The sequence below is a fragment of the Streptomyces cinerochromogenes genome (assembly GCF_014648635.1).
In the GTDB taxonomy this organism is placed as follows: Bacteria; Actinomycetota; Actinomycetes; order Streptomycetales; family Streptomycetaceae; genus Streptomyces; species Streptomyces cinerochromogenes.
Window position 1 is genome coordinate 1 of record NZ_BMRM01000007.1, and the last position, 18,399, is coordinate 18,399.

General features: G+C 72.8%; 9 protein-coding genes. 4 read left to right on the forward strand and 5 right to left on the reverse strand.

All coding sequences use genetic code 11. The features are described 5' to 3' along the window. The 3 genes from IEZ20_RS15210 to IEZ20_RS15220 form a co-directional block, all read left to right on the forward strand. Window positions 1–413 (forward strand): non-reducing end alpha-L-arabinofuranosidase family hydrolase (locus IEZ20_RS15210; protein ID WP_268253032.1); only part of this gene is annotated, 413 nt, incomplete at its 5' end. Between the two features lie 642 nt (window positions 414–1,055). Next, window positions 1,056–1,763 (forward strand): CBM20 domain-containing protein, encoded by a 708-nt coding sequence (locus IEZ20_RS15215; RefSeq protein ID WP_189298575.1) that lies wholly within the window; start codon window positions 1,056–1,058, stop codon window positions 1,761–1,763. Between the two features lie 110 nt (window positions 1,764–1,873). Continuing rightward, the gene (locus IEZ20_RS15220; protein WP_189298586.1) at window positions 1,874–3,538 is read left to right on the forward strand and encodes an N-6 DNA methylase; all 1,665 of its coding nucleotides are present in this window, start codon (window positions 1,874–1,876) and stop codon (window positions 3,536–3,538) included. A gap of 13 nt (window positions 3,539–3,551) precedes the next feature. On the opposite strand, the gene IEZ20_RS15225 is transcribed toward IEZ20_RS15220, so the two are convergent. The 3 genes from IEZ20_RS15225 to IEZ20_RS15235 are packed head-to-tail and all read right to left on the reverse strand — an operon-like array spanning window position 3,552 to window position 8,736. Then, entirely contained in the window at window positions 3,552–5,681 is a 2,130-nt protein-coding gene (locus tag IEZ20_RS15225) for a UvrD-helicase domain-containing protein (RefSeq protein ID WP_189298588.1), read from the reverse strand. Window positions 5,682–5,719: 38 nt separating this feature from the next. Then, the gene (locus IEZ20_RS15230; protein ID WP_189298590.1) at window positions 5,720–6,931 is read right to left on the reverse strand and encodes an McrC family protein; all 1,212 of its coding nucleotides are present in this window, start codon (window positions 6,929–6,931) and stop codon (window positions 5,720–5,722) included. Next, on the reverse strand, window positions 6,928–8,736 hold the full coding sequence (locus tag IEZ20_RS15235; protein ID WP_189298592.1) for a DUF4357 domain-containing protein: 1,809 nt from the start codon (window positions 8,734–8,736) through the stop codon (window positions 6,928–6,930). Before IEZ20_RS15235 ends, IEZ20_RS15230 begins: the two co-directional genes overlap by 4 nt. Window positions 8,737–8,868: 132 nt before the next feature. Between IEZ20_RS15235 and IEZ20_RS15240 the strand changes: the two genes are divergently transcribed. Next, a complete protein-coding gene (locus IEZ20_RS15240; protein WP_189298594.1) occupies window positions 8,869–11,349 on the forward strand; it encodes a DUF2786 domain-containing protein in 2,481 nt (826 codons plus the stop codon). A 116-nt stretch (window positions 11,350–11,465) separates the two neighbouring features. Here the strand turns inward: IEZ20_RS15240 and IEZ20_RS15245 are convergent, their stop codons facing one another. Together IEZ20_RS15245 and IEZ20_RS15250 are read right to left on the reverse strand one after the other, a co-directional pair. Beyond that, window positions 11,466–15,449: an Eco57I restriction-modification methylase domain-containing protein gene (locus tag IEZ20_RS15245; protein WP_189298596.1), complete on the reverse strand. Its 3,984-nt coding sequence runs from the start codon at window positions 15,447–15,449 to the stop codon at window positions 11,466–11,468. Then, entirely contained in the window at window positions 15,449–18,391 is a 2,943-nt protein-coding gene (locus IEZ20_RS15250; RefSeq protein WP_189298598.1) for a DUF8741 domain-containing protein, read from the reverse strand. Before IEZ20_RS15250 ends, IEZ20_RS15245 begins: the two co-directional genes overlap by 1 nt. Window positions 18,392–18,399: the final 8 nt, after the last annotated feature.

Below are 18,399 nucleotides of genomic sequence, written 5' to 3' on the forward strand. Positions count from 1 at the left end.
TCCCGGGCAACTTCGGCTCGTCGTACACGACCGTCATGAGCGACACCACGAAGAACCTGTTCGAGGCGCCGCAGGTCTACAAGGTCCAGGGCCAGAACCAGTACCTCATGATCGTCGAGGCCCGGGGAGCGAACGAGCAGCGCTACTTCCGCTCCTTCACCGCCACCAGCCTGAGCGGCTCGTGGACCCCGCAGGCCGCGAGCGAGAGCAACCCCTTCGCGGGCAAGGCCAACAGCGGTGCCACCTGGACCAACGACATCAGCCACGGTGACCTGGTCCGCACCAACCCCGACCAGACCATGACCATCGACCCCTGCAACCTCCAGCTCCTCTACCAGGGCAAGTCCCCCAGCGCCAGCGGCCCCTACGACCAGCTGCCGTGGCGGCCGGGTGTCCTCACCCTGCAGCGCTGACCGCTCCTGACCGCCTCGTCGAGGAACCCCGGCCGTGCGGCGGCCGGGGTTCCGCTCGCCCCGGGCCGCTGTCGCGGCTCGTGTACTCCGCCGCCGCGTGCGGTCCGTGATCGTGCCGAGCAATCGCCGGGTTGCGAGGGAGACTGCAAGGAATTGCAGAGAGCTTCGTGGGGAGTTTCGCGGGGAGTCCGCCGCCATCTCCGCACGTCGTGAACGGACTTCTGGTCGAGGAGCAGGGCGTCACGGAGTCGATCCGCGAGAGAACCTCGCTTGGACCGCTCGCTGCATGAATTCTTTTGCGTCAACTTGCGCAAGGAGCCTGGTGACGTCCGGCGGGCCGGGCCGCGGCCGGGTGGTGGCCTGCGGATGTCGGCCCGGAGAAGGGTTCGTGGTCTCCGAACCAGGTGGGCCGGTCGGAGATGCCTCTGCCCTGGGCGTCCGTGAGTCTGTTCAACCCTTTGATGCACAGCCCGGACGAACTCGGGCTGTGCGGCCGAATCGCATGCTCCGTCGAACGCGAGGAGCACGCTCGGTCACCGGATGACTTCTCCTCGTGTTGAGATGTGCGCGGACGGCGGGCACGAGCCCGCCTCCGCCCGCGCAGCGGCGCCCGTGGCCGCTTCCCACCACACAAGGGGTGACATGTTCTCGATACGTCATCGGGTCCCGTCCGCCTGGCGGTCGGTCCTCATGCTCGGCGTGCTCCTCGCCGGCCTCCTCGCCGTCACGGCCCCCCGTGCCCGGGCGGCCGCGGCACAGGACGTCTCCGTCACGTTCGGGGTGCGGGCCGCCACCGAGGGCGAGATCCTCCTGGTGTCCGGCAGCGCCCCGCAGCTGGGTGCCTGGGACCCGGCCAGGGCCGTCCCGCTGGGCACCACGGCGAGCGCCTACCCGCACTGGTCGACCAGCGTCCAGCTGCCCGCCGGTCTCACGGTGCAGTACAAGTACATCAAGCGCTCCCCGACCGGCGTCGTGACCTGGGAAAGCATCTCCAACCGCACCCTGACCGTCTCCCCGGACGGGCCGGGCAACGACGACCGTTGGAACATCGCCCCCATGACGGCCACCTTCCATGCCACCGCCGTCACCACCTGGGGCCAGAACCTCTACGTGTCCGGCAGCGTCGCGGACCTTGGCGCCTGGGACCCGGCCAAGGCCCTCCCGCTGACCACCGATTCCGCCACCTACCCCCTGTGGGCCGGCACCCACCAGCTGCCGCCCGACACCGCCGTGCAGTACAAGTACCTGAAGAAGAACCCCGACGGCACCGTCACCTGGGAGAACGGCGACAACCGCACCGTCTTCACCACGTCCGCCGACAGCCTGACGCTCGACGACATCTGGCGCTGACGCCCCGGCCCCCGGGCAGTGTCCCCCGTCATGTCGGGAGATCCCACACGTTGACGGCGTCAACGAGCGGATCTTGGAGGCGGCGGACAGCCGTGTGTACGGTTACGGGTATGTCACACACCCCTGGCCCTCAGGCCGGTCCGCTGGTCACCGGTTCCGAGATCGCCCGGCTCGCAGGCGTGACCCGTGCCGCGGTCTCCAACTGGAGGCGACGGTACGACGACTTCCCGGCACCGGCCGGCGGAGGAGCCGGCAGTCCGCTCTTCCGCCTGGCCGAGGTGCAGGCGTGGCTGGACAAGCAGCGCAAGGGACAGGACCTGTCGGAGGAGGTCCGGCTGTGGCAGGCGCTGCGCGGAGCCTACGGTGACGACATGCTCGGGGCCCTCGCCGACGCCGCCCGGCTGCTGGCCGAGCCGGCGGCGCAGGCGCCCGCGGCACTGCCGCCCGAGGCCGTCCGTCTGCTGCGCACGGCGGCCGAGGAGGGCTCGGCGGACGAGCGGGTGAACGGCCTCGCCGAACGTTTCACCGACTCGGTCCGCCGGGCCGGATCGGACCAGGTGACCTCGCCGCGCATCGTCCGCGCCGTGCGCCACTTCGTCGGTGACCTGCCGGACGACGCGACCGTCCTCGACCCGGCCTGCGGCATCGGCACCCTGCTGCTGACGGTGGGGCCCGAGCGCGGCCCCCGGCGGTACGGCCAGGAGACCGACGAGCGCAGCGGCCGGTTCGCCCGGCTGAGGGCGCGGCTCACCTCACGCCCGGGCGTCGAGATCGCCGTCGGGGACTCCCTGCGCGATGACCACTGGCCGGCTCTGAAGGCCGATGTGGTCGTCTGCGACCCGCCGGTCGGCGACCACGACTGGGGACGCGAGGAGCTGCTCCTCGACTCGCGCTGGGAGTTCGGCACGCCGTCACGGGCCGAGGGCGAACTGGCCTGGCTCCAGCACGCCTACGCCCACACCGCGCCCGGCGGCCGTGTCCTGATGGTGATGCCGGCGTCGGTCGCCTACCGCAAGGCCGGCCGTCGTATCCGGGCCGAACTGGTACGGCGCGGCGTGCTGACGCAGGTCGTCGCCCTGCCGCCCGGCAGCGCGGCCTCCCACGCACTCCCCGTGCACCTGTGGCAGCTGCGCCGGCCGCGGTCGTCCGGTGACGAGGCGACCAGCGTGCGCATGGTGGACCTGACCGCGAACGAACCGGACGGCCCGCTGGAGCCGAGGCCCGAGCAGACCGTGGACGTGCCGTTGATCGACCTGCTCGACGACGCCGTGGACCTCAGTCCGGGCCGGCCCGTCAGGGAGTCGCACCGCGACTACGCCGCCGAGTACGACCGTCTCCGACGGGAGCTGGACGAACAGGTCCGCCGGCTCGCCGAGCTGCTTCCCTCCCTGACCGGGGGACGCGGAGGCGGCGTCCAGGACGGCCCCTCCGTCAGCGTCGCCGACCTCGCGCGGGCCGGACTGGTGGAGTTCGGCGACCCGGAACCGCTCTCCGTCAGCGACCAGCTGGACACCGACTTCCTCCAGGGCTTCCTGCACAGCTCGGCGAACACGCGCCGCTCCACGAGCACCAGCGGCACCTTCCGGCTCGACGCCAGGGGCGCGCGCATCCCGCAGATGGACCTCGCCGAACAGCGCCGCTACGGCGCCGCGTTCCGGGCGCTGCGGGAGTTCGAGGAGCGGGCGCGCAGGGTGGCCGAGCTGAGCGGGGAGGCCGCCGCGCTGGCCCGGGACGGGCTGGGCAGCGGGGCCCTCGCACCGCCGCCGGCCGACTGAGGCCCCCGCCGGTTCAGCGGGGGACGAAGGGACTGGGCTCCCCGCTCCACGACACCGCCAGCGCCTCCCTTGCCCGGGTGCACGCCACGAACAGCAGACAGCGCTCGCGCAGCAGATCCGACTCGTGCTGCAGCGCGTCCACCGACGCCGGAGTGACCTCGCGGGCGAAGGGCACCGCGCCCGCCGTCACGCCCAGCACCGCCACGCAGCGGAACTCCAGTCCCTTCATGGCGTGCATGGTGGCCAGCCGGACGCCCTCCACCTGCGGCCCGGGGTGGTCCTTCACCCGGACCACCGGCACCCCGGCCGCGGACAACCTGTCGTACGCCTTGTCCAGCAGCAGGTTGAACCGGGTGCACACACCGATCTCCGAGGGGCGGATGCCCTGGGCGATCCAGCCCTGGACCCGCTCAACCAGCGCGGCGACCTCGGCCTGCTCGGAGCCGTGGCCGTCGACGTGCGGGCGGCGGCCGTGCAGGAGCGAGCGGTAGCCCGCCAGGGAGTCGGTGCCGTCACCGGCCAGGTCCTCGATGGTGACGGGGCTCAGGATCCTCGTGGACCAGGTCAGGATCTCCTCGGTGCTGCGGTAGTTGACGCGCAGCCGGTGGGTCCGGCCGGTCACCGCGATGCCCAGGGAGGCCAGGGACACCCGGGAGTCGTAGATCCGCTGGTGGGGGTCGCCGGTGAGGAACAGGTCGTCGCTGCCGGGCGCCACCGAGCCGCGCAGGACACGCCACTGCGCCGGGTGCAGGTCCTGGGCCTCGTCCACCACCACGTGGTCGTGGGTGGGGGAGGAGGCGGCGAGCAGTTCGGCGGCCCGCGCGCATATCCGCAGGTGTGTGGTGGCCTTCTGGTCGCGCAGCATCGACTCGAACAACTCGACGGCCGGCCACAGCTGTTCACGCCGCGACGGGGACAGCGCGCTGCCGCGGCCGCGCCGGGAGGCGGCGCGGTAGGCGTCCAGGGTGCGCAGGTCCTGGGCGAGGATCACGTGCCGGTACTCCTGCGCCAGGAACTGCTCGGTCCACGGCAGTCCCAGCTTCCTGACGACCCGCTGCCACAGCTGCCGCTCCTCCCGGTCACCGATCGGGGCGGGCACCCTGCCGTCGAGGCGGCCGACGATGCCGTGCGCGTGGGAGTTGACGGTGGTGACGTCGACGCGCGCGAGGAGGGAGGTGTCGCCGTCCAGCAGGACGGACAGGTTCTCCCGCAGGGACGCCGCCAGGGCGCCCGTGAAGGTGGTGAGCAGCACGCGGCTGTCGGGGGAGCGGGTCAGCAGGTGCTTGACCCGGTGCAGTGCCGCGACGGTCTTGCCGGTCCCGGGGCCGCCCGTGACCTGCACGGGGCCGCCGTAGGACACCCGGTAGGCGACGCGGCGCTGGGAGGGGTGGAGGAACACCCGCCAGGCGGCGAAGGGCTTCTCCAGGATGCCGGCCAGTTCCTCCGGGCCGGTGACCAGCGTGATACGGCTCGTGGTGTTGGCGATGGCCACGGCCAGGCTCTGGTCCGGGTCGGGGCCCGCGTCGGCGGGCCGCCTCACCGCGACCACGTCCCGGTACACCTCGTCCGGGCCGAATCCCTCGGCCAGGTACTGGAGGACCTCGCACTGGTCCTCCGGCAGCAGCGTCTCGAACGCCCGCAGCTGGGCCTTGCTCACGATGGTCCGTACGGCACGGAGCACCTGGTCGTCGATGCCCAGGTCGCGCAGCACCGTGTCCGAGTACGAGGCGAACAGCAGGGAGTCCGCCGCCTCGGCCGCCTTCTCCAGGGCCGGGGTCAGCTCCTCGATGGCGACCGCGTTGCGGACCTCCAGGGCCCGCGTGGCGGAGTTCGTCGTGTACAGCCGCTTCGCGGCCCAGGAGTAGGCCTCGTCGTGGGGGACGACGTTGACGAGCAGGAAGACGTCACTGCCGTCGTCCGGGGCGAGGACGACACCCCGCCAGAAGTCGTTGATCCGGATGGTCCGCATGCGCGGGTCGCGGGCGTTCACCACGGACTCCAGGTGCAGCCCCTTGTCCGCCTGCAACTGCGCCACGCTGAGCTGCTGGAACTTCTGCATGGCCTTGCGCACGCCGGCCTTGACGGGCCGTTCCAGGACGTCGTAGCTCTCCCAGAAGCTGTTGGCGAACGCGAGCTGCGGCACGAGGTGGTCTCCCCCCTGGACGGACCCTGCGCAGTGGATCATACGCGCCGGGTGTTCACCAGCCGGGCGGCCACCTCGCCGATGTCCGCGAGCAGCCCTGAGGGCTCCTGGTCCAGGTCGAGGGCGTGCTGGTGGATGACGACGCCGGTGTGCCGCACGGTGTGGGCGGCGTGCGCGGCGTTCCCCCGGGCATACACCAGGTGCCCCTCGGGCAGGCCGAGGGCGGTGCAGTACGCGAGCATCTGGTAGAGGTCGGCGTCCGGGAAGCCGTGCCGCTTCTCCGCCTTGTACTTGGCGTCCACGACGGCACGCGCCGTGCCGTCCGGTCCGTACAGTACGAGGTCGGGCTTCATCCGGATCGCGGCGGCGACGTCGAGGTGGTGCGGGTCCTGGAGCCGCGCCGTGTGCCCGTGCGCACGGCAGGCCTCCCGCAGCGCCACCGTCACGAAGTCCTCGAAGAGCTTGTTCATGTCGAACAGGAAGCCGTCGACCCGCAGTCCGCCCGGGGCGTGCTCGGCCGAGGTGTCGTCCAGCACGGCGCGGGCCAGGCGCAGGGCCTGGTGGTACCGGGAGTTCAGGCGCGTCGGCTGCCACGCCGGCAGCGGCCGACCGCGCGCGATCACGTCCACGTCGGCCAGCCGGGCACGCTGGTGGAGGAGCCTGCGGCGCACCTCGCCCGGCACGCCGGGCAGCCGCAGCAGACGTTCCACGGCCGTGCGCAGGATGCGGTTCTCCGCGATGTCGGTCGTGAACTCGTCGTAGGCCACCTCGACCGGCAGCACGGCCCCGAACCGCCGCCGTATCTGCTCCGTCTCCCGGATCCGGCCGCGCACCACCAGGGAGGTCTCCTCCGTCACCCGGTACCCCTGGAGGAGTCCCTGGCGCAAGGCCCGGTCCACCTGCCGCTCCACGGCGTGGGCGAGCGCGGGCAGGAGACCGCGGTGCCCGGCGACCCCGACGTCCCCGTCCCGCCAGAGGGCCCGGGTGTCCAGGCTGTAGCCGAGGAGGAAGAACAGGCGCGCGACCGGGACCTTCGGCGCGATCCGCACGGTGAACGCGCCGGCCTCACCCGGTGCCGTGACGGCCACCGCACCGACCTTGCTGCCGGCCCGCAGCGACCAGCGGCCGGGGGTGTACGGATCCGGAACCGCCTCGACGACACCCGCCGCCGCCAGCGCACGGCCCACGGGGTCCGGCAGGGCGACACTGACGGCGGGCGCGTGCTCGACCAGGTCGACGGCGCGCGTCACCCGAGCGACTCCCGGAGAGCGGCCAGACCGTACCGCTTCTCGATGTCCACGCCCTCGCCGTAGTGGTGCTCCTCCAGCAGCGGCAGGATCCGGGTCCGCCAGGTGCGCTCCAGACCGCCCTCCCGGTAGACACCCTTCTTCATCAGGTACGAGGGCCCGATGCGGAAGTCGGGGTCCTCGATACGGGAGTTCAGCGCGTCCAGCAGATCGGCCGGCTCGGTGCCGCGGCCCTCGCGCAGCAGCCAGCGGCGCAGCAGCCCGCTCGTCGGCTCGGCGCGCGGCGACAGCTCCACGAACGCGAAGCGCCGCCGCATGGCCGCGTCGACCAGGGCGATCGAGCGGTCGGCGGTGTTCATGGTGCCGATGACGAACAGATTGGGCGGCAGCGCGAAGTCGTCGCCGGAGTAGGTGAGCCGCACCGACTTGTTCCGGTACTCCAGCAGGAAGTACAGCTCGCCGAAGACCTTCGCCAGGTTGGCGCGGTTGATCTCGTCGATGATCAGGAAGTGCGGGATGTGGTGGTTGCCCTCCCGGGAGGCGAGATCGGCGAGCTCGCGCAGGGGGCCGGCGGTGAGCCGGAAGGCGACCTGCTGTGTCCGCGGGTCCTCCTGGGGGCGGAAGCCCTCGAAGAAGTCCTCGTAGGCGTAGGAGGGATGGAACTGTACGAGCTTCACCTGCTCCGGTCCGCCGCCGAGGAACTCGGCGAGCTTCAGGGCGAGGTACGTCTTGCCGGTGCCCGGCGGGCCGTACAGCACCAGCTGGCGTTCGTCGCACAGCAGGTCCCGCACCTCGCGGAGCCAGTCGGCGTCGTGGACGAGGAGGTCGGCGGCCAGCTCCTCCGTCGGGACGGGCAGCTCCGGTTCCCGGCGGGCGGTGAGGGCGGGCAGTTCCACGCTCGGGTCCCGGTCGGCCGCCTCGGCCTCCTCGATCAGCTCCTCGTCGCTTATCCCCAGTCCTTCGACCAGGTCCCGGACCGCCGTCAGGTCGATCACGTCGTGCTGGGCGGACAGCTTCTGCTGGAGCGCTTCCGGCAGGTCCTCGTACGGGTGTCCCTGCTCCGCCCAGTCGACCGGACGGCGCAGGTCCGACCGGCCGTCCTCGGACGCGACCTGTTCCGCGCCACCCGCGATCCTTCCGAGATACAGCCGGCCGCCCGAGATCGTGCACACCGTGTCGCCGGGTCGCATCCGGGAGAGGAACAGGTGCAGTTCCTCGACCAGCTGCACCTTCTGGTTGTACGTCGCCGTGGAGGCGTAGTCCTCCTCCACGGCCGCCCGCAGGCGTTCCTTGCTGATGCCCTGCTCGATGCCCTGACGCAGGTGCCGTGCCTGGAGCGTCACCAGCCCCTCGGACAGCCACAGCCGCCGCACGAGGTCGAGGCCGGAGACGTTGGAACCCCGGACCAGCCAGGTGCGGTTGGGACCCCACCACACCTGGTCGAGGTAGTCGGAGAGCGGATGGCCGTCGGGCGACTTCCACTCCAGCCAGCCGTTGGCACTGCGGCCGACCAGGATCTCGGCGGCGGCCGTCGGCGAATTGCACTCGACGTCCTCGACGAGCTCCATCCATCCGGGCCAGGTCTCCGACTCCACGAAGACGCTCTCCGCGATCAGCCGCTGCCGCAGCCGGTACGACGACGGGATCCGGACCGGGAAGGACGGCACCACCTCCGGCCGCCCCGGCGAACCGGCCAGGACGACGAACTTCTGGCTCCCGTTCGTCCCCTTCTCCGCCAGCAGCCGTCCCCGGGCCTCGGGGCCGCCGCCGGGCAGTCGCAGCCGGAACTCCGGGTATGCCTCGGCCATGGAAATCGCCCCCCTGTGGATGCCGTCCCGATCTGCCCTGCAGCGTACTGGCCGGCACTGACAACCCCCTGCGGGCGGACCCCGCACCGCTCCTAGGATGATCACCGAGGTGCGGCATGCGGAGGGGGACTCATGACGGACGACAGACGGGACGGCCCGGCGGCCGACGCGTTCCGGCGGGCGCGCTCGCAGTGGCTGGAGGGCCGGATCCGGGAGCTGTCCGCCGTCCTGGAGACCACCGCGCCCGGCCTGTACCGGCTGCTCCCCGCCGACCTCGGCGATCCGCGCACGGCGGCGGCCGTCACCCTGGCGAGGATCGCCGCCGACGAGGCGCGGGCACAGCCGGTGGCCGAGTCCGTCGGCTGGCTGGAGCGGCTGATACCCGGCGGTTACCGGCACGACCTGGCGGCGGACGTCCGTGAGGTGCGGTCGCTGATCGCCGACAGCGGCGAGGCGGCCCTGTGGGCCTGGAACGCCGAGGGCTGGGAGGAGCTGCTGCTGTGGTGGTGGCGCCGCCACCAGCCGCGCACCGGTGACCCCGAGCGGGACTTCGCGGAGTGGCGGGCGCGCTGGTCCGCGGAGGTTCCGTGGAACGGCGACATCGACCGGCCGGAGCGGGCGCCCCGCCGGCACGGCCGCGCCCTCGTCACCCCGGCGGAGTTCCTCGCCCGCGAACCGGAACCGCTCCGCCTGCTGGCCCGGGCGGTCATGAGCGCGCCTTCGGCGGTCGCCGCGGTGGAGGACGCCGTGCTCCTGCGCGAGGAGCACCTCCAGGGCGCCGGGCACCTCAGGTGGCTGGCCGAGCAGCAGGCCGTGGTGGAGCAGGCGGAGGCCTGGCGGCGGGCACAGCAGAAGACCGGCTCGGAGGCCACGCGGGCGTTCCTCGCCGAGCTGTCCGAGGCGGTCAAGCGCTACATGTCGCTGGTCCTCCAGCCGGTGACCGACGCCCTCTCGGCCTGCGAGCGGGCCCTGCTGCACGACAGCAGGCCCGGGCCCCGGCGCACGGCGGCCGACTACCTGGAGACGTTCCTCGACTGGTACGAGCAGCCGGACGTGGACGCCTGGGACGACGACGAGCTGGGCCACGACCTCGCCCGGGAGGCGCGGCAGCGCCACGAGCGCCGCGAGACCACCTGGCAGGGCATGCTCGGCACGATCCCCGTCTGGTACCACATCGTCCGGTCCCCGCAGGAGAGAGCGGCGGCGCTGGCCTACTCGGGGCGCCCGTCGGCGTCGGTCGTCCGGGTGCGCACCGGCGACACCGAGGCGAGCACCGGCTTCGACCTGTGGGACGCGGAGATGTGGGACGAGGAGACGGGGGACCAGGACGAGGAGGCCGCCGACTGGTACCCGGAGCCCGGCGTCGTCGTCCGCTGCGCCCCGTACGACGCCTCCGGCCTGTGCGCCCTGCTCGCGGTGGCCCAGCTCGGCCACGCCCGCCTGGAGTTCCTGGTCCCCCGGGCCGACGGCGGCATCGGCCGCCTGCGCACGGTGCGGGCCCGGGTCCGCGGGGACGACGCGGACGCCTGGCGGCGCTGGGCCCTCACCTCGCTGGCCCGCCTCGCGCCCGACCCGGAGGACCTGGCCGATCTGATCGCCGGGCCGGGGGAGGGCGGAGCGGGGGAGGGACGGGAGCGCGAGCAGGACGCCACAGGGTGGGGCGCCGCTGGTCCGGGTGCCACGGGGCGGGGCGCCGCCGGTCCGGGTGCCGCGGGTCGGGGCGGCGATGATCCGGGTGCCACCGGTCGGGGCGCCGCTGGTCCGGGCGCCCCTGGCTCCGGCGGCTCCGGTTCCGACGGGCCCGGTCCCGGCGGCCCTGATTCCGACGGCTCCGGTCCGGGTGCCGCCGGTGCCTCCCGCAGGGCGATGTCCCCCGAACTGCTCACCAAGGTCAAGGCGCTGCTGCGCAAGGCGGAGGACCCGGGAGCGACCCAGGAGGAGAGCCGTGCCTTCCTGGACAAGGCCATGGAACTCATGGCCAAGTACGGGATCGAGCGGGCCATGCTCGACGAGGTCGGCGAGTCCGCCCGGCCGACGGACAGGATGATCGACGTGCACCCTCCCTACGCCAAGGAGGTACGCCGGCTGCTCAGCCGTATCGCGCAGGAGATGCGCTGCCAGAGCGTGCTCGTCGACACCAGGGACAACCGGCGCCGGCTGCACCTGTTCGGCTACGAGTCCGACATCCAGGCGAGCGAGCTGCTCTTCGCCAGCCTGCGGTTGCAGATGCTCGCCGGCGCGGACGACGCCGGCCGGCGGCACCGGCCTGCGGGCGAGGACGCCCGCGCCTACAAGCGCTCCTGGATGCTCGGGTTCATCAGGGAGGTCACCGCGCGCATCGGCGCCGCCCAGCGAGCGGCCAGCGAGGCCGCGGACCAGGGGGCCGCGGACGGCGGCACGCACCCGTCCGGGCGCAGCGTCGAACTCGTCCTCGCCCACCGGTCGGCCGAGGTCGAGGCCCAGCTCCACCAGCACTACCCGAAGCTCGGGCAGGCACGCCCCACGAAGTTCAAGGGCTCCGGCTACTGGCAGGGGATCGCCGACGGCCGCCTCGCCGACATCGGCGGTCCGACGTTCGCCGAGGGGGAGGCCGATCCGGAGCTGACGCACTGAGGGGCCGCCGCGTCGGGTCCGGGCCGAGTGCGGGGAGCCGGAAGCCGAAGCGTGGGTGAGGCGTGCCGCCGGCCCCACGGACCAGGGCCGGCGGCACGCCTCGGACGGCTGCCGCGTCAGGTGGCCGGGAGGGCGTGGCGGGGACCGTGGCCCGGGGGCGGTGTGAGGGTGGAGGTGTAGGTGTCGCCTTCCACCAGGGGGTTGTCCGGCGTGAGGCCGGCTTCCGCCATGCGGTCGTACTCCCCGAGGATCAGTTCCTTCGTGCGGTACGTGCCGTACCTGGCCTCGTCCTTGCGCTTGACGATGGGGAAGGTGTCGAGCACATGGACGACGTCCTCCCGGGAGATCCCGTACAGGTGGAAGAAGAGGGCGTCCAGCTCCGCGCGGATCACCTGGCGGCGCGCCTCGTCCCAGCGGAAGGGCGGCCCGCCGTCGCCGAGGTCCCGCGCGAAGGGCGCCATGTCCGCCGCCGTGTGGACGAGTTCCAGGACGCGCGGCCGCACGTACGCGCCGTGGGCGGCCAGCGTCCGTGCGGACGGTACGGGCAGCTGGCGCAGGTAGATCATGGTCAGGTGGGTGCCGGCGACCTTCTGGCGTGCCACGTAGTCCAGCGCGAAGGAGGAGAGCGCGGCCACGAGCAGGGGCGCGTGGCCGGGGTCGGCCAGGGACGCCAGCGGCAGGGTGTTCGCGAGGGCGGCCCGGGGAAGGAGCGCCGCGATCACCGTGCGTTCGTCGGTGGACCGGCAGATGTCCCGCCAGCCCAGCATCCAGTCGGCGTCCCACCGGCCGGCCAGCCGGTCGTCCACCACACCGCGGCGCACCCAGTAGCGGGGCCGGGCCTCCGCGGCGGGGTCCGTGCGCACGACGGTGTCCTCGTCGGCGTAGGTGAACCACCTGTGGTCGTAGTGGTGGAGCATCTTGGCCTCGTACACCTTGTACGCGGCACCCTGGTCCGGCTCGCTGTCCAGGAGTTCCCCGGCCGCGTGGGACAGGTGCAGCACCTCGGTGTACTGGAAGCCCCAGGGGTTCCCACCGGGTGCGCCCTCGTCGACCAGGACGGGGACCCGCCGGTAGACGCCCAGGGTGATCTCGGCGTCGCGGCGGGAGCGGAACACCGGGCACGTGCCGGTGTTCGGGTTGAGCAGCGTGATCTCCTCAGGTGTCAGCGTGAAGGACTTCCCGGGCTCGTCCAGTTCCTGGGGACTGTGCAGGAAGAAGGCGAACTCGGCCTTCGGCTCCCGCGCGGCGCGGCCGGCGAGGGACAGGATGCTGAACTTGAACGAGCGGTGCACGTTCGGGAACAGCGGCGCGGCGTTCTCGAAGTCGTACAGCGCCGCGAGGGCCCCCGTGCGGACGAGGTCCTTGAAGAAGTACTGCGTGGTCGCGTCGGTGGCGATCCCCGTGGGCACGATGACGCCCATGCGGCCGTGCGGGCTCGTCAGGAGACGGTCCGTCTCGGAGAAGACGGCGTACGTGTTGATGTCCCCGCGGCCCGTCAGCGGGCAGCGGCCGGCGTCGCGCAGGAAGTGGCTCTCGCCCTCCGACCGCCGTTTCGCCGCCTCGTACTCGGCGTACAGGACATGACCGTCGCGGGTGTCCCTGAGCCCGGAGATGAGCTTCTTCCGGGCGGCCGCGTTCCCGGCGTTCGCGATGGCGGGGTCGCGCTGCGCGAAGAACTCCTGTTCCTGGAGCTTGATGCGTTCCCACGGGGGGTTCCCCACCACGCAGTCGAACCCCCCGGCCCAGCCCGTCGCCGGGTCGAGGCCACCGGTCGCCGCACCCGCCTCCGGTACCGAGAAGACCTCCGGGAACTCCAGGTGCCAGTGGAAGAAGGCGTACTGGTCCCTGAGGCGTCGGATCTCCTCGTGCGTGGACCGCGGCGCCGCGTCGGCCGACGGGTCCTGAAGACTCCGGAAGACGTCCTGGGTGACCGCGAGCGGGCCCCCGGGCCTCTTCGGCCACACGAACGCCGCGCACCACGCGTCCGCCACGTGCAGGGCGTGCGTGTACTCGGCCGACCGGGACCAGTCGAGGTAGGCGGCCTCCTGCCGGCGGACCTCGGCCAGGGTGTCGGAGCCGGCGGCGGTGATGCGGCGCAGCCGGGACGCGAAGGCGGCGTTGGCGACCTTCGTCTCGGTGTCCAGGTCGAACAGGCCGCCCTGCCCGGCGCGTTCCCGCCGGTTCTGCTTCTCCAGGGCCTTGGCGTACTTCTTGTCGTCCCCCTCGATCGGCTTGAACGCCTCGTCGGGCACGCCGTTGCCGAGCAGGGCGGGTGTCGCGCCGACCAGGGCGTTGCCGTGCTTGATGTGGGCGTCCAGGAAGCCGAGGGGTCTGCCCGGTTCGAGGGCTTCCAGCCAGAGCGACACCTTGGCGAGTTCCACGGCCATCGGGTTGAGGTCCACGCCGTACACGCAGCGGGCGACGACCTCGTGCAGCGCGTGCCGCACCGCCTCGACAGGGGGTTCCGGGAGACGCTCCCGCACCGCCGCGACCCGCTTGGCGATCCTGCGCGCCGCCGCCACCAGGAAGTGCCCCGAACCGCAGGCCGGGTCGCAGACGGTCAGGGACAGCAGCTCACGCACGATGGCGTCCGTCGCGTCCGCGGCGCCGGCCGCCGAGGCGGCGGCCTCGCCGCGCTTGACGGCGTCGTCGAGCACCGGGTCGAGCGTGGTGTCCAGCAGGCGCTCGATGAGCCCGGACGGGGTGTAGTAACTGCCCGTCGTCTTGCGGGTGTTGCCGACCAGCTCCACCAGCTCGAAGGTGCGTTCGGCCGCGCTGTGCTGCGGGACCAGCTCCAGCAGGGACTCGTAGACCGAACCCAGTTCCTCGGCGTCCAGGTGGCGGTAGTCGATGGCGCGCCGGCGCCGCGAGCCGTTGTCACGGACCTGGGACAGGTGCCGTACAGCCGTCAGCAGGTACTCGTTCGCCAGGGACAGCCCGCGCAGCGGGGCGTCGGCCTCCGTGTCGGTGAAGATGCCCCCCAGGCCGGGCAGTCCCAGCTCCGGCCGGCCGTGCTCGTCGCCGAGGGCGTCCAGGACGATGCGCAGGGACTGGTACAGGTCGCCGTGGGAGGTGCCCCGGCGGCGACGCGCGTGGGCGCGCAGGCGCGCCGAGGAGAAGTACCTGGCGTACCGCTCCCGTGCCCGCTCGGACGCGCCGGGGCCGTGGAGCACGTCCCGGTCCTCCGCCACGAACACGAACAGCAGTCGGTAGGCGAGGCGGAGCAGCGCCGTGTGCAGCGCCCTCACGTCGAGGTTCTCGCGCAGCGCCGCGTTGTCCGGGTGGCGCAGGAAGCCCGTGCCCAGCGTGGTGATCGCCTCCTGCACCCCCCTCCTCAGCTGGTCCAGGGCGCGCGTGCCGGACGCGATCGCCTCCGTCCGCCACTGCTCCAGCCGGCACCCGGCCGCCGCGGCCCCCTCCGCCACCTCGAACCGGGACGCGTGCAGCAGCCGGTACAGCAGGGTGAACTCGCTGAACAGTTCGCCGTCGAAGATCGCTTCCAGGTCGAACTCGACGTACGACGCCGTGGCGAGCGCGCTGGAGTCGCGCAGGAGGCGCAGCCGGCGGCCGTTGGTCAGGACGCCCCACAGGTGGGCCTCCGTGCGGTTCAGGCACTCCTGGAGCATGGACTGGGGCGGGACCGTGCCGGCGCCGCCCGGTCGTCTGTCCGGCTCCGTGTTCCAGGGCGTCTGGTGGATGAGGGTGTGTCCCCAGCGGTGGGAGACCGGGAACCTCTTTCCCGGGTCGGAGTCGGCGGTGATGCCCGCCTGGCCGACGGGGGTGAGCCGGCCGAAGCCCAGTTCGCGCCAGAGGGGGGTCAGCCAGTCGGACTGGGCGATGCCCGTCGGGTCGGCGGCGGGGACGCCCGTGTCCGGGTCCTCCGGCAGGCGCTCGCGCAGCTCCCGCCACAGCGGCTTCAGGTACTCCCAGCTGCGTTCCGCCTCGTCCCGTACCGAACGGGACGAGGGCAGACCGTAGTCGGCGGGCCGGGAGCCGGGGACGTCCCTGCCCTCCGAGACGCGCAGCAGCATGTCGGCCGGCAGGAGTCCGCCGACCGTGTGGACGGCGGTGAACACCTGGTTGCGGGTGGTGGCGGACATCAGGCGGGGGCTCCTGCGGAAGCGGACGGGGTGGCGGGCAGGTAGACGTATGCGCCCAGGACGTCCGCCGGCTTCTGGGCCGTCACCGACAGGCCGCGGACGATCTCGCCGGATGCGGCGCGGACCCTGCGGTGGGCGGCATCGAGTTCGGCGGCCAGCTCGTCGCCGTACGTCTCCAGGTGCGCGTGGACGTCGGGGAGCTGGCCGAGGATGCGGGTCATCGTCCGCTCTCCGAAGTGCGGGTCGGTGTTCTCCGCCGCCGTGGCGTCCAGCAGCTCCACCGCGCGCTCCTGCGGCAGCCAGACCGCGTTGCGCGGCGCGCCCTCGAAGGCCAGCAGCCTCGCGTCCTCCGCCACCAGCTGCCGTTCGCCGCCCCGCGAGGGGAGCGTCAGGTGGAAGCGGTAGCGGACCAGCAGCAGGGTGGTGCGCGTGGTCACCGCGTCCGTGGTGACCACACCGCAGCGGCGTGCCGGGCGGGCCCCCTCCGCCCGGGGGTCCAGGGCCGCGTTCAGGACGTGGGACGCGAGCGCGCCCACCACCGGGTCCGTGCGGACCAGGGCCGCCTCCCCGCGTGCCACCGCGGGGTCGCCGCGGAACGGGATCTCGCGGTCCTTCTCGATCACCTCCGCGCCCACGGTGGACGCGAGGGCGTCCCGCAGGCCCACCGGGGTGCCGCCGACCTGGGCGGTGAAGTCCCCCGAGCCGCCCTGGTCGCGCAGCACCGCGCCCAGCGCGCCCAGGGACTCCCGTACGAACGTCCGGATCTCGCCCGCGCCGCCCAGCGCCGCACGGATCGAGGCGACCTCGCGGGCCACCTCCTCCGGGTGGATCGAGCGCTGCGCGAAACGGGAGCGGGAGGTCCGCTCGCGCTCGGCCGCCGAGTTCCAGTCGCTCTCCAGCTTCTCCCGGCTCACCTTGAACGCGTCCGCGCCGAACAGCGCGTCCTCGGTCTCGCGGCCGCGCATCAGCAGCCACTCCACGATCGCGTCCGTCACGCCCGTCGACAGTTCGTCGGGGACGGAGACCGAGATGCCGAGGTCCTTCTTGATCTGGCGGTGCTTCTTGATCAGCACCTCCAGGACCTTCCCGTCGATGCCGTTGTCGTCGCCGTACAGGGTGATGACCCGGACCTCGTCGCGGCGCTGGCCGTAGCGGTCGACGCGGCCCTCGCGCTGGTCGTGGCGGGTGGGGTTCCAGGCGAGGTCGTAGTGGACGACCGCGTCGAAGTGGTGCTGGAGGTTGACGCCCTCCGAGAGGCAGTCCGTCGCGATCAGGACGCGGCGCGCCGCCGCGTCGTCGCCGGCCTCCGCCGCCAGCGCCTCGATCCGCTCGATGCGCTGCTGCGGCGACAGCTCGCCGGTGACCGCCTTCACGATCGTCTTCGCGCCCAGGGGGCCGCGCTTCTTCTTCTCCGGGTCGTTCGCGAGCTGCTCGGCCAGGTACTTGGCCGTCGGGATGTAGCGGCAGAAGACGATCGGGTGGTAGCCGTCGGCCAGCAGCGCCTTGAGCTGCCTGATGAGCGCCTTCAGCTTGTGGTCCTGCTCCGGGCCCTCCAACCGCCGGGCCCGCTCGGCGAGTTCCGCCAGCCGGGACTTCGGCGCCCCCTCGTCCGTCTCGGCGCCCGGTGCGACGTCCATGCCCTCCAGGGCGTCGCTGTCGGCCGCGTCGCTGGTGAGCGGGGCGCCCAGCTTGTCGGCCTCCTCCGCGCTCGCGGCGATCGCCGCCGCCGACCGGGTCGTGAGGGTCTGCGCGGCGGCCGCCGGGGACGACACCAGCGAGCGCAGCAGCGCGATCGCCGACCACCAGGCGATCCGGGCCTCCCGCCGGCCCCGGCCGCCCGCCTCCTCGACGCGCTCGCTCGCGTACGCGATCGCGTCGTCGAGCAGGGCCCGGTACCCGGGGGAGAGCTTGTACGTCTCGTCCTTGAAGTAGCGGTCCGAGGGAAACGCGGTGCGCTCGGCGAGGGAGTCGTCCGCCAGGCCGTCCTCCTTCGTGAGGTACTGCCGTACGTCCGCCCGCTTGCGGGCCACGAAGTGCCGGGCCAGCAGCTTCCGGCCCGCCTCCGACTCCAGGTCGACGTGCGCCAGCTCCGGCTTGACCAGGCCGAGCAGGTTCCGGAACGCCGACTCCTTGCCGCTGTGCGGGGTCGCCGTGACCAGCAGCAGGTGCCGGTCGGCGTCCTCCGCCACGCGGCGCAGCAGCTCGTGGCGCAGCTGGCTCTGGGCGCTCGCCGAGGTGTCGTCCGCGGCCACGCAGGTGTGCGCCTCGTCCACGATCACCAGGTCGGGGCAGTGGCGCACGAAGTCGTCGCGGTGGCGCGGGGACTTGATGAAGTCCGTGGAGACGATCACGTTCGGGTACCGGTCGAACAGGGACTGGCCGAGGTCCAGGCCCCGCTCCAGCCGGGACACCGTCGAGGCCAGCACCAGCTCGGCGTCGATGGCGAACTTGCTGCGCAGTTCCTGCTGCCACTGCTCGGCCAGCGCGGGCGAGCACAGCACGGCCAGGCCCGTCGCCTCGCCCTGCGCCAGCAGCTCGCTCGCGATCAGGCCCGCCTCGACCGTCTTGCCGATACCGACGTCGTCCGAGATCAGCATGCGGACGGTCTTCTGCCGCAGCGCCATCAGCAGCGGGACGAGCTGGTAGGCGCGGGGCTCCACCGCGATGCCCGCCAGGGAGCGGAACGGGCCGGCGCCCGAGCGGAAGCCCACCCGCAGCGCCGTGCGCAGCAGACCGGCCGCGCGCTGGTCGCCCAGGTCGGACGGCTCGGGCGGGGCGAAGCGGGCCTCCTCGACGGGTTCGAACGGGAGGACCGCCGCGATGTCGTCGTCCGAGCCGCCCAGCGGGCGCAGCACGAGCAGGTCGGGCTCGCTCTCGGGGAGCACCACCCACTCGCGGCCGCGGGCCTTCACCAGGGATCCGGCGGAGAACGTGAATGCCATAGTGATCG

Coding starts and splice junctions, on each gene's coding strand:
- IEZ20_RS15235 (WP_189298592.1), bottom strand. CDS start 8,736: ATGGCCGAGGCATACCCGGAGTTCCGGCTGCGACTGCCCGGCGGCGGC.
- IEZ20_RS15245 (WP_189298596.1), bottom strand. CDS start 15,449: ATGTCCGCCACCACCCGCAACCAGGTGTTCACCGCCGTCCACACGGTC.
- IEZ20_RS15215 (WP_189298575.1), top strand. CDS start 1,056: ATGTTCTCGATACGTCATCGGGTCCCGTCCGCCTGGCGGTCGGTCCTC.
- IEZ20_RS15250 (WP_189298598.1), bottom strand. CDS start 18,391: ATGGCATTCACGTTCTCCGCCGGATCCCTGGTGAAGGCCCGCGGCCGC.
- IEZ20_RS15240 (WP_189298594.1), top strand. CDS start 8,869: ATGACGGACGACAGACGGGACGGCCCGGCGGCCGACGCGTTCCGGCGG.
- IEZ20_RS15220 (WP_189298586.1), top strand. CDS start 1,874: ATGTCACACACCCCTGGCCCTCAGGCCGGTCCGCTGGTCACCGGTTCC.